At 70.4% G+C, this 11450-nt stretch carries 9 protein-coding genes; all 9 read left to right on the top strand.

Annotation, left to right across the window (positions count from 1 at the left end):
- Nucleotides 1-12 precede the first annotated feature (12 nt).
- The 9 genes from KF737_RS01760 to proS all read left to right on the top strand — a co-directional run bounded on the left by KF737_RS01760 (nucleotide 13) and on the right by proS (nucleotide 11418).
- Nucleotides 13-1494 (top strand): NADH-quinone oxidoreductase subunit M, encoded by a 1482-nt coding sequence (locus tag KF737_RS01760; RefSeq protein WP_296449739.1) that lies wholly within the window; start codon nucleotides 13-15, stop codon nucleotides 1492-1494.
- A 10-nt stretch (nucleotides 1495-1504) separates the two neighbouring features.
- Complete coding sequence (gene nuoN / locus KF737_RS01755; RefSeq protein ID WP_296449737.1) at nucleotides 1505-2932, top strand: NADH-quinone oxidoreductase subunit NuoN; 1428 nt, start codon at nucleotides 1505-1507, stop codon at nucleotides 2930-2932.
- Between the two features lie 141 nt (nucleotides 2933-3073).
- Nucleotides 3074-3811, top strand: coding sequence for a biotin--[acetyl-CoA-carboxylase] ligase (locus KF737_RS01750; protein ID WP_296449735.1), 738 nt, complete (start codon nucleotides 3074-3076; stop codon nucleotides 3809-3811).
- Nucleotides 3812-4585: a type III pantothenate kinase gene (locus KF737_RS01745; RefSeq protein ID WP_296449733.1), complete on the top strand. Its 774-nt coding sequence runs from the start codon at nucleotides 3812-3814 to the stop codon at nucleotides 4583-4585.
- Nucleotides 4582-6261 carry a ribonuclease J gene (locus KF737_RS01740; RefSeq protein ID WP_296450008.1) on the top strand — a complete coding sequence of 560 codons (1680 nt, stop codon included), beginning with the start codon at nucleotides 4582-4584 and terminating at the stop codon, nucleotides 6259-6261. The genes KF737_RS01745 and KF737_RS01740 overlap by 4 nt, the downstream gene beginning before the upstream one ends.
- Nucleotides 6262-6627: 366 nt before the next feature.
- Complete coding sequence (locus KF737_RS01735; protein WP_296449732.1) at nucleotides 6628-8892, top strand: CoA transferase; 2265 nt, start codon at nucleotides 6628-6630, stop codon at nucleotides 8890-8892.
- Between the two features lie 245 nt (nucleotides 8893-9137).
- Nucleotides 9138-9563: a methylmalonyl-CoA epimerase gene (gene mce / locus KF737_RS01730; protein ID WP_296449731.1), complete on the top strand. Its 426-nt coding sequence runs from the start codon at nucleotides 9138-9140 to the stop codon at nucleotides 9561-9563.
- Complete coding sequence (locus tag KF737_RS01725; RefSeq protein WP_296449730.1) at nucleotides 9560-9820, top strand: DUF1467 family protein; 261 nt, start codon at nucleotides 9560-9562, stop codon at nucleotides 9818-9820. The genes mce and KF737_RS01725 overlap by 4 nt, the downstream gene beginning before the upstream one ends.
- Nucleotides 9821-10098: 278 nt before the next feature.
- A complete protein-coding gene (gene proS, locus KF737_RS01720) occupies nucleotides 10099-11418 on the top strand; it encodes a proline--tRNA ligase (protein ID WP_296449728.1) in 1320 nt (439 codons plus the stop codon).
- Nucleotides 11419-11450 lie beyond the last annotated feature (32 nt).

The following is an 11450-nucleotide window of genomic DNA, read 5'->3' as shown; positions in this document are numbered from 1 at the left end:
GAGCCGACGGACATGCCCATTCTCTCCCTCGTCACCTTCCTGCCGCTGGTCGGGGTGTTCGGCATCCTGGCGCTGCGCCTCGCGGCCAAGGACGACGCCAAGGGCGTCGAGACGTCCAAGTGGATCGCGCTCGTCTCGACGCTGGCGACCTTCGCCGTGTCGGTGCTGCTGGTCGTGCAGTTCGACCCGAACGACCCGGGCTTCCAGTTCGTGGAAGACGTGCCGTGGTTCGCCGGCATGCACTACCGGATGGGCGTCGACGGCATCTCGGTGCTGTTCGTGCTGCTGAACGCCTTCCTGATGCCGCTCTGCATCGCGGCCTCCTGGAAGTCGATCGACAAGCGGGTCCACGAGTACATGGCCGCCTTCCTCCTGCTGGAGGTGCTGGTCACCGGCGTGTTCTGCGCCCTCGACATCATGGTCTTCTACGTCTTCTTCGAGTTCAGCCTGGTGCCGATGTTCCTGATCATCGGCATCTGGGGCGGCGCGCGGCGGGTGTACGCGGCGTTCAAGTTCTTCCTCTACACGCTGCTCGGCTCGATCCTGATGCTGGCCGCCCTCCTGTGGATGATGGGCCAGGCGCATACGAGCTCGATCCCCGAACTGATGCAGTACGCCTTCACGCCGCAGGCGCAGACCTGGCTGTGGCTGGCCTTCTTCGCCTCGTTCGCGGTGAAGATGCCGATGTGGCCGGTCCACACCTGGCTGCCCGACGCCCACGTCGAGGCGCCGACCGCGGGCTCGGTGATCCTGGCCGGCATCCTGCTGAAGCTGGGCGGGTACGGCTTCCTGCGGTTCTCGCTGCCGATGTTCCCGGACGCCTCGCATCTGTTCACGCCACTGGTGTTCGCGCTGAGCGTGATCGCGGTGATCTACACCTCGCTCGTGGCCTTCCGGCAGAACGACGTGAAGAAGCTGATCGCCTATTCGTCGGTGGCCCACATGGGCCTCGTGACCATGGGCATCTTCTCGGGCAACGCCGTGGGCGAGCAGGGCGCGATCTACCAGATGCTGAGCCACGGGGTGATCTCGGGGGCGCTGTTCCTCTGCGTGGGCGTGATCTACGACCGGATGCACACCCGCGAGATCGCCTTCTACGGCGGGCTGGTGAACCGGATGCCGTGGTACGCGGCGGTGTTCCTGCTGTTCAGCATGGGCAACGTGGGCCTGCCGGGCACGTCGGGCTTCGTCGGCGAGATCCTGTCGATGACCGGGACCTACCAGGTGTCGACCTGGACCGCGATTCTGGCGGCGACCGGCGTGATCCTGTCGGCGGTCTACATGCTGACGCTCTATCGGCGCGTGGTGTTCGGCACGATCACCAACCCGAAGCTGGAGACGATCACCGACCTGGAATGGCGCGAGGTCGCGATCTTCGCGCCGCTGATGATCGCCACGCTGTTCATGGGCGTGCAGCCCAATTCCGTATTCGACCTGACGAGTGCGTCGGTGGACCAGCTAGTGCGGGTCTACCAGGCGGCCATCGGCGGGTAGGGGTTTCTCGATGCTGTCCGCCGACCTGGCCTACGCCTATCCCGAAGTGATCCTCGCCGTGGGCGCGCTCGCGCTCCTGGTGGTCGGCGCCTTCGCCCCGAAGCAGACGGCGCTCGTCGGCGGCGGGTCGGTGCTGGTGCTGGTGGCCGCGGCCATCGCCTCGGCGACGCAGCCGTTCGGGGTGGCGTTCGGCGGCGGCCTGATCTCGGACGCAGCGGCGACCTTCTCGAAGGTGGCGATCTACCTGGCCTCGGCCATCGCGATCCCGCTGGGCCAGCCGTGGTTCGCGCGGCGCGGGGTGCGGGCGTTCGAGTTCCCGGTGCTGATCCTGCTGGCGGCGCTGGGCATGGGCATGATGGCCTCGGCCGGCGACCTGATCTCGCTCTACGTCGGCGTCGAGCTGCATTCGCTGGCGCTGTACGTGCTGGCCGCCATGCACCGCGACAACGCCAAGGCGTCGGAGGCGGGCCTGAAATACTTCGTGCTGGGCGCGCTGTCGTCGGGCCTGCTGCTCTACGGCTCCAGCCTGATCTACGGCTTCGCGGGCTCGACGCTGTTCCCCGACATCGCCGCGGCGGCGGGCGCGCCGGACAACACCGGCCTGCTGTTCGGCCTCGTGTTCCTGATCTGCGGCCTGGCCTTCAAGGTCTCGGCGGCGCCGTTCCACATGTGGACGCCCGACGTCTACGAGGGCGCGCCGACGCCGGTGGTGGCCTTCTTCGCCGCGGCGCCGAAGCTCGCCGCCATGATGCTGTTCGCCCGCGTGCTGGCCGACGGCTTCGCCGGCGCGACCGACCAGTGGCAGCAGGTGCTGGTGGCGATCTCGCTGATCTCCATCGCGGTCGGCGCCTTCGCGGGGCTGGTGCAGAAGAACCTGAAGCGCCTCTGGGCCTACTCCTCGATCGCCAACATCGGCTATGCGCTGCTGGGCCTCGCCTCCGGCACGTCCGAGGGCGTGCAGGGCATGCTGGTGTTCATGATCCTCTACATGATCGACGTGACGGGCTTCTTCGCCTGCCTGGCGGCGCTGTCGCGCCAGGGCCGGGCGATGGAGACGATCGACGACATGGCGGGGCTGATCAAGGAGCGCCCGGCGCTGGGCTTCGCCATCACCATCTTCTCGCTGTCGGCGCTCGGCCTGCCGCCGTTCTCGGGCTTCTTCGCCAAGATCGCGGTCTTCAAGGCCGCGCTGGACGCGGGCCTGTGGGGCGTGGCGGTGGCGGGCCTGATCGGCTCGGTGGTGGCGGCCTTCTACTACCTGCGCGTGATCAAGGTGATGTGGTTCGACGGCAGCGCCGGGGCGACCGACAAGCCCCCGATGGAGGCCAACGCCATCGCCATCGCCTCGGCGGCCTTCGCCTTCCCGATCGTGATCGTGGCGCTCTACTGGCTCAACGACGCGGCCGCCACCGCCGCGCAGGCGCTGGGGTTGGTCTAAGATTCAAACCACGGAAAACACAGAAAACACGGAAGCGGCTGAAACGGCCGTTTCCGTGGCGAGTCGCGCGCCCGAGGCGCACAGCGTGCTGGGGCGCGGCGCGAGCGTTCCGTGTTTTCCGTGTCTTCAGTGGTTCCCCTGATGGCTCATCCTCCCATCGAGGCCTACGACGAGCTCGACTCCACCAACGCCGAGGCGCGGCGGCGCGCGGAGGCGGGGGAGGCGGGGCCGGTGTGGATCACCGCGGCGGTGCAGACAGCGGGGCGGGGGCGGCGCGGGCGGGCATGGTCCACGAACCGCGGCAACCTGGCGGCGACGCTGCTGACGCTGACCGATCGGCCGGCCGGGGAGGCGGCGCAGCTCTCGTTCGTGGCGGCGCTGGCGGCGTGCGACCTGGCGGATGCGTGCCTGGGCGCGGGCGCGGCGCGGCTGAAGTGGCCCAACGACGTGCTGGTGCATGGCCGCAAGGCCGTGGGAATCCTGGTCGAGAGCGGGTCGCGGCCGGACGGGCGGCTGTGGCTGGCGGTCGGGATCGGCGTGAACCTGGCGCATGCGCCGCAGGACGTGGAGCGCCCGGCCACCGCCTTCGCCGAGCACATGGCCGGGCCGGCGCCGCAGCCGAGGGCGGCGCTGGAGGTGCTGGCCACCGCGTTCGAGCGCTGGCGCACCGCCTGGACCGCGCAGGGCTTCCCGGCCATCGCGGCGGGGTGGTCCGAGCGGGCCACCGGCATCGGCCAGCGCTGCGAGGCGCGCCTGCCCAACCGGACGCTCAGCGGCGTGGCGGAAGGCCTCGACCCGGACGGCGCGCTCAGACTGCGGCTGGACGGCGGCGGCCTGGAGCGCATAACGGCCGGCGACGTGTTTTTCGGAGAGGCGTGAATGCTGCTCGCGATCGAACAGGGCAACACCAACACCCTCTTCGCCGTGCATGACGGCGAGCGGTGGACGGCCCAATGGCGCGCCGGCACCGACTCCACGCGCACGGCCGACGAGTACGCGGTGTGGCTGTCGCAACTGCTGGCGATGGCCGGGCTGAGCCTGAACCAGTTCGACGGCTGCATCGTCTCGTCCGTGGTGCCGCAGTCGATCTTCAACCTGCGCAACCTGGCGCGGCGCTACCTGCACGTGGAGCCGCTGGTGGTGGGCGACAACGTCGACCTGGGCATCCCGGTGCGCATCCAGAAGCCGTCCGAGGCCGGCGCCGACCGGCTGGTGAACGCCATCGGCGCGCACGTGGTCTATCCGGGCGACCTGATCGTCATCGACAGCGGCACCGCCACCACCTTCGACATCATCGCCGCGGACGGCGGGTTCGAGGGCGGCGTGATCGCGCCCGGCATCAACCTTTCCATGGAGGCGCTGCACCAGGCGGCGGCCAAGCTGCCGCGCGTGGCGATCCAGAAGCCGCAGCGCGTGGTGGGCACCGACACCGTGGGGGCCATGCAGTCGGGCGTGTTCTGGGGCTACATCGCCCTGATCGAGGGGCTGATCGCCCGGATCAAGGCCGAGCACGACAAGCCGCTGACCGTGGTGGCGACCGGCGGGGTCGCCTCGCTGTTCCACGGCGCCACGACCAGCATCGACCACTTCGACCCCGACCTCACCATCCGCGGGATGCTGGAGATCTGGCGGCGGAACAAGAAAGCCGGCTGATGGCCAACCCAAACGACGAACTCGTCTTCCTGCCGCTGGGCGGCTCGAACGAGATCGGGATGAACTTCAACCTCTACGGCTTCGGGCCGGCGCACGACCGCAAGTGGATCGTGGTCGACCTGGGGGTCACGTTCGGCGACCAGACGACGCCGGGCGTGGAGGTGATCCTGCCCGACCCGGAGTACATCGAAGCGTACGCCGACCGCATCCTGGGCATCGTGCTGACGCACGCCCACGAGGACCACATCGGGGCGGTGGCGTGGCTGTGGCCCAGGCTGAAGGCGCCGGTCTACGCGACGCCGTTCACCGCCTTCATCCTGCGCGAGAAGCTGCGTGAGGCCGACCTGCTGGACGAGGTCGAGATCACCGAGGTTCCGCTGGGCGGGACGATCGAGTTGGGGCCGTTCAAGCTGGAGTTGATCACGCTCACCCACTCGATCCCCGAGCCGAACGGGCTGGCGATCAAGACGCCGCTGGGCACGATCCTGCACACCGGCGACTGGAAGATCGACCCCGACCCGCTGCTGGGCGACGTCACCGATGCGGCGGCGATCCGCAAGCTGGGCGACGAGGGCGTGCTGGCGATGGTGTGCGACAGCACGAACGTCTTCGTGGACGGCCATGCCGGTTCGGAAGCCGACGTGCGCGTGGCGCTGACCGACCTGATCGGCGGGCTGAAGGGCAAGGTGGCGGTGGCCTGCTTCGCCTCGAACGTGGCGCGGATGGACAGCGTGATCCGCGCGGCCGAGGCGAACGGAAGGCGGGTCTGCCTGGCGGGCCGCTCGATGCACCGCATGGCGGCGGCGGCGAAGTCGGTGGGCCTGATGGAGGACATCAAGCCCTTCATCGACGACACCGAGGCCAGGCACCTGCCCGAGAACGGGGTGCTCTACCTCTGCACCGGCAGCCAGGGCGAACCGCGGGCGGCGCTGGCGCGGATCGCGGACGGGACCCATCCGCACGTGAAGCTGGGGGCGGGCGACGCCGTGGTGTTCTCCAGCCGCGTGATCCCAGGCAACGAGATCCCGATCCGCAACCTGCAGAACAAGCTGACCGAGAACGGCGTGCGGCTCTACACCGAGCGCGACCATCCGGGCATCCACGTGAGCGGTCACCCATGCCGGGACGAGCTGGCCGAGATGTACGCCTGGGCGCGGCCGCAGATCGCGGTGCCGACGCACGGCGAGCGTCGCCACCTGATGGAGCACGCCGCCTTCGCCCGCGACCTGCAGGTGGCGCAACAGGTGACGCCCCGCAACGGCGACATGGTGCGCCTGGCGCCCGGCCGCGCCGAGATCATCGACGAGGTCCCGTCCGGCCGCCTGTTCGTGGACGCCGGCGTCCTGACGCCCGAGAACGGCGAAGCGCTGCGCGAGCGGCGACACGCGTCGTTCAACGGCGTGGTGACGGTGGCCGTCGTGCTGGACGGGCGCAACAGGCTGGCCTCGACGCCGCAGGTGCGCGCCCTAGGCCTGCCGACGGAGAGCGACGACGACCTCGAAGACGCCCTCGACGACCTCGCCGACGAGGCCGAGGCGGCGATCAAGCGCCTGAAGGGCGAGGGCCTGGAGTTCGACGACAGCGTCGAGACGGCCGTCAACCGCGCCGTGAAGAAGGCCAGCCAGCGCATCTGGGGCCGCCGCCCGGTGGTGGAGACCATGGTGCTGCGGCTCTAGCCTCACCTCCCCTGCGCAGCGGGGGAGGGGGACCATCCGCCGAAGAGCGGATGGTGGAGGGGGCGAACTTCAAGCTCGGCTGATCGACCCGGGCGCCCATGACTCAGCAGATGGGGCTCGCCCCCTCCACCATTCGCTCTTCCCCCGGCCTTCGCCGGGGTCGGCGAACGGTCCCCCTCCCCCGTCTTGACGGGGGAGGTAAGGCCCATTCCGTCGATCTCAGCCATCTCTTCGGCTGAATACGGGCCGCGCGCATCGCGGGCCTCCATGCCTTGCGGTCGCGCCAGCACGCCCTTGCGACGGGTTCGAACACCCGGTTTGATGGGGTCGCGTTGGAGCGCGGGGCACACGCGCCGGGGAGGGTGGATGTCGGCCTACCAGGGGATTCGGATCGCCGATTTCAGCCAGGGCGTGGCCGGGCCGATGGCCGCGATGCTGCTCGGCGACCACGAGGCCGAGGTGGTGAAGGTCGAGCCGCCGGGCGGCGACCGCTGGAAGGACCACCCGGGCTACCTGGCCTTCAACCGCAACAAGCAGGTGGTGACGCTCGACCTGGAGACGGCGGAGGGGCTGGGCGCGGCGAAGGCGCTGATCGCGGGCGCCGACGTGGCGCTGTTCGACCACGCGCCGGGCAGGCTGGAGGCGCTGGGGCTGGACGCGGCGACGCTGGCCCGGGCGCATCCGGGGCTCGTGCATGCGTGGATGCCGCCCTACGGGACGTCGGGGCCGTGGAGCCGGCTGCCGGCGCACCACAGCCTGCTGGCGGGCCTGGCCGGGACGGCGTTCCGGCAGGGGTCGTACACGGACCAGCCGACGCACCTGATCCTGCCGGTGCTCTGGTACGCGCAAGCGGTGATGGGCTCGGCCGCCATCGGCGCGGCGCTGGTCGAGCGGGCGCGGAGCGGGCAGGGGCAGGCGGTGACGATCAGCGGCCTGCACGGGGCGTCGGAGGCGTCGGGCGTGGCGCGGGCGCTGCTGCAGGACCCGCTGCCGCGCGGCATCCCGCCGGGCGCCAACCCGCGCTACCGGCTCTACCAGTGCGCCGACGGGGAGTGGTTCTTCCTGGGCACGCTGTTCACCAACTTCTACCGCAAGGCCTTCGAGGTGCTGGGCCTGGAGGACGCCTTCGAGGCGCTCGAGATGGACATGCTGGCCGCCCGCGACCTGCTGGAAGGCATGTTCCTGACGCGGACGCGGGCCGAGTGGCTGGAGGCCTTGCAGGCCAACGACGTGCCGTGCGGGCCGGTGGGCCGGCGCGAGGCGTGGTTCGCGAGCTCGACGGTGGCCGAGGCCGGCATGCGCCTGAGCTTCCCGCATCCGCGGCACGGGGAGGTGGCGATCCCGGCGCCGCCCGCGCGGCTCTCGGCGACCCCGGCGTCGGTGCGGGGCCTGCCGCAGCCGGCCGACGCGCCGCCGGCCTGGCCGGCGAAGACGGCGGCGGCCGGGCCGGGCGGGTCGACGCCGCCGCTGGCCGGCGTGAAGGTGCTGAACATGGGCACCGTGATCGCCGGGGCCTATGCCGGGACGCTGCTGAGCGACCTGGGCGCGGACGTGGTGAAGATCGAGCCGCCGGCGGGGGACCCGTTCCGGTCCGACGGGCCGGGCTTCATGATCTACAACCGCGGCAGCCGCGGGCTGGGGCTCGACCTGCGCCAGCCGGGGGCGAAGGACCTCTTCCTGGAGATGGCCAGGAGCGCCGACGTGGTGATCGACAACTACCGGCTGGGGGTGCGCGGCAAGCTGGGCATCGACTATGCGGCGCTGAAGGCGGTGAACCCGCGGATCATCTCGTGCTCGATCAACGCCTACGGCGACACCGGCCAGCGCGCGGCGCTGCCGGGGTTCGACCCGCTGCTGCAGGCCGAGGGCGGGATGCAGGCGGCGCAGGGCGGCGAGGGTGCGCCGATCCTCTACACCATCGCCGTGAACGACGTGGCGACGGCGTCGGTCGTGACGAGCTCGGTCGTGGCGGCGCTGCACGCCCGCGAGCGGACCGGCGAGGGGCAGGAGATCAAGACCAGCCTGCTCGCGCAATCGCTGCTGTTCCAGCTCGGCGAGATGGTCACCTACGACGGGCGGCCGCCGAACGACCTGGGCGGCGAGGACTGCCCGGGCGTGCGGGCGCTGCACCGCTACTACGAATGCGCCGACGGCTGGATCGGGATCGTGTGCGAGACGGACGCGGAGGCCCAGGCGCTGGGCGCGGCGCTGGCGGTCGACGTCGGCCCCGGGCCGCTGCTGGAGACCCGCGACGGCGCGCTGGCCGAGCGGCTGGCGGCGGCGCTGGCGGGGCGCGCGCGGGGGCCGGTGCTGGAGGCGCTGCTGGCGGCGGGCGTGGCGGCGGCCCCGGTGGCGCGGGCGGCCGAGACGCTGGAGGACCCCTGGCTGCGCGAGAACGGCTACCTGGAGACCTGGGAGCACCCGCGCGTGGGGCCGGTGATAAGCTGCAAGGGCTATGCGAGCTTCGCGCGCACGCCGGTGAAGCTGACGCGGCCCACGCCCGATATCGGCGAGCACACGTTGGAGGTGCTGCGCGACTGGGGCGTCGCGCCGGACCGCATCGCGGCGCTGGTCGCGTCCGGCGCCGTGTTCGTCTCGGACGGCATGGGCGGGATCGCGGCGCCCCGGTAGCTCACGCGTTGTCATCCCGGTTTCGCCGCCAGGCGAAGACCGGGACCCAACCTACCGGTGCTCTGAGGCGGTGATCTGGCCCCCGGCCGCCGGGGCCACCCGCCAACCATCGATACGCCCGACGGTTGGGTCCCGGTCTTCGCTTTGCGAAACCGGGATGACAGCGGGGGCGAAACCGGGATGACAATCGGAGTTTGACCCAACGTGATCTGACGCGGCCTGCGTTCGTGCGCTATACGCCTCGCATGATCGGGAAACTGAACCATGTGGGCGTGGCCACGCCCTCCATTGAGCAGTCGGTCGCGCTGTACCGCGACGTGCTGGGCGCCACGAAGATCGGCGAGAAGTTCGCCATGCCCGAGCAGGGCGTCTGGGTCTGCTTCGTCGACCTGCCGAACAGCCAGATCGAGCTGATCGAGCCGCACGGCGAGGCCTCGCCGCTGAAGGGCTTCCTGGAGAAGAACCCGGCCGGCGGCCAGCATCACATCTGCTTCGAGGTCGCCGATATCGAGGCGGCGCGCGACGACATGGCGGCCAAGGGCGCGACCGTGCTGAACGGAGGCAAGCCGCGGATCGGCGCGCACGGCACGCCGGTGATCTTCGTACATCCGAAGAACATGGGCGGCGTGCTGGTCGAGCTCATGGAAACGCCGAAGGGCGCGCACCGATGAGCCCGATCACCTGGGGCGCGGTCTATCTCACCATCTGGTGGACGGTGCTGTTCGCCGTGCTGCCGATCGGGGTGGTCAGCCACGCCGAGGCCGGCATCGACAAGGGCGACGGCGGCGATCCCGGCGCGCCGGTGGACCCGAAGCTGAAGCGCAAGTTCTTCACGACGACCTGGGTCGCGGCCGTGGTCTGGCTCGTCCTGTTCGGCGTCGTGAAGCTGGGCCTCGTGCAACTGCCCCGCCTGCCGAGCGGATACTGACGGGGAACCACGAAAGGGCGCCGTGCCCATCCTTCGGGCCTCCGCGCAAGCGGAGGCTCAGTCATTTGAGAACCGCGGAATGCGCGGAAGGACGCGGAAGAAGAAAGGCCCGGCGCTTTCCGCGTCCTTCCGCGTATTCCGCGGTTCCTTGAATCGGACGGCGCCGCTTCGCGGCCTTCCCGGACGGGGCGCCCGTGCGGCCGGCGTTCGCCTCATCGTTGCCAAGGTTCTCTCGGCAGGGGTATCAGGGCGCCTTCGCCTGACCTGACGGGAATCCCATGCGCCTTTCGCGGTACTTCATGCCCACGCTTCGCGAGGCGCCGGCCGACGCGCAGATCGTCTCGCACCGGCTGATGCTGCGCGCCGGCCTGATCCGCCAGGAGGCGGCGGGCATCTATGCGTGGCTGCCGCTGGGCCTGAAGGTGCTGAAGAAGATCGAGCAGGTGGTGCGCGAGGAGATGAACCGCGCCGGCGCGGTCGAGATCCTGATGCCGACCCTGCAACTCGCCGATCTGTGGCGCGAGAGCGGCCGCTACGACGACTACGGCGAGGAGATGCTGCGCATCAAGGACCGCCACGAGCGGGACCTGTTGTACGGCCCCACGGCGGAGGAGGTCGTGACCGACATCTTCCGCAGCTACGTCAAGTCCTACAAGGACTTGCCGATGAATCTTTACAACATCCAGTGGAAGTTCCGCGACGAGCGCCGGCCCCGGTTCGGCGTTATGCGCGGGCGCGAGTTCCTGATGAAGGACGCCTATTCGTTCGACATCGACGAGGCGGCGGCGCGCAGGAGCTACAACCGGATGTTCCTGGCCTACCTCAACGTCTATGCGCGGCTGGGGCTGAAGGCGATCCCGGTGAAGGCCGATCCCGGCCCGATCGGCGGCGACATGAGCCACGAGTTCATGATCCTGGCCGAGACCGGCGAGAGCGAGGTCTTCGCGCACCGCGACCTGGTGGAGATGGGCGCGCCGGGGCCGGACATCGACTGGTTCGGCGACCTGGAGGCCGAGGTGTCGCGGCGCACGAGCCTCTACGCCGCCTCGGACGAGATGCACGACGCCGCGCGGTTCGAGGCGATGCCCGAGGGCAAGCGGATGACCGCGCGCGGGATCGAGGTGGGCCACATCTTCTACTTCGGCGAGAAATACTCCGCGCCCATGGGCGCGAAGGTGACGGGGCCGGACGGCAAGGACGTGAACGTGCAGATGGGCTCGTACGGCGTGGGCGTCTCGCGCCTGGCCGGCGCGATCATCGAGGCCAGCCACGACGACGCGGGCATCATCTGGCCCGCGAGCGTGGCGCCGTTCGGCGCGGCGGTGCTGAACCTGCGCGTCGGCGACGCCGGCTGCGACGAGGTCTGCGAGCAGGCCTACAGGGCCCTGACCGACGCCGGGATCGACCCGCTGTACGACGACCGCGACGACCGGCCGGGCGCGAAGTTCGCCGCCACCGACCTGGTGGGCATCCCGTGGCAACTGATCGTCGGGCCGAAGGGCGTGGCGGACGGGGTCGTGGAGCTGAAGCGCCGCGCGACCGGCGAGCGCCAGAGCCTGCCGCTCGACGCGGCGCTGAAGGCTATCGTGAATGGCTGACCCTGCTTCGCCCAAGGCTTCGCAGGGTTGGT

It is taken from the genome of Phenylobacterium sp. (assembly GCF_019636135.1).
Classification (GTDB): Bacteria; Pseudomonadota; Alphaproteobacteria; order Caulobacterales; family Caulobacteraceae; genus Phenylobacterium.
Note: the sequence above shows the minus strand (reverse complement) of the source record. Positions and strands in the feature narration are given on the sequence as shown.

Excerpts from the sequence above, each read along its gene's own strand:
- KF737_RS01745 (WP_296449733.1), top strand. The coding sequence starts at position 3,812 with ATGCTGCTCGCGATCGAACAGGGCAACACCAACACCCTCTTCGCCGTG.
- KF737_RS01735 (WP_296449732.1), top strand. The coding sequence starts at position 6,628 with ATGTCGGCCTACCAGGGGATTCGGATCGCCGATTTCAGCCAGGGCGTG.
- proS (WP_296449728.1), top strand. The coding sequence starts at position 10,099 with ATGCGCCTTTCGCGGTACTTCATGCCCACGCTTCGCGAGGCGCCGGCC.
- KF737_RS01760 (WP_296449739.1), top strand. The coding sequence starts at position 13 with ATGCCCATTCTCTCCCTCGTCACCTTCCTGCCGCTGGTCGGGGTGTTC.
- nuoN (WP_296449737.1), top strand. The coding sequence starts at position 1,505 with ATGCTGTCCGCCGACCTGGCCTACGCCTATCCCGAAGTGATCCTCGCC.
- mce (WP_296449731.1), top strand. The coding sequence starts at position 9,138 with ATGATCGGGAAACTGAACCATGTGGGCGTGGCCACGCCCTCCATTGAG.
- KF737_RS01750 (WP_296449735.1), top strand. The coding sequence starts at position 3,074 with ATGGCTCATCCTCCCATCGAGGCCTACGACGAGCTCGACTCCACCAAC.
- KF737_RS01725 (WP_296449730.1), top strand. The coding sequence starts at position 9,560 with ATGAGCCCGATCACCTGGGGCGCGGTCTATCTCACCATCTGGTGGACG.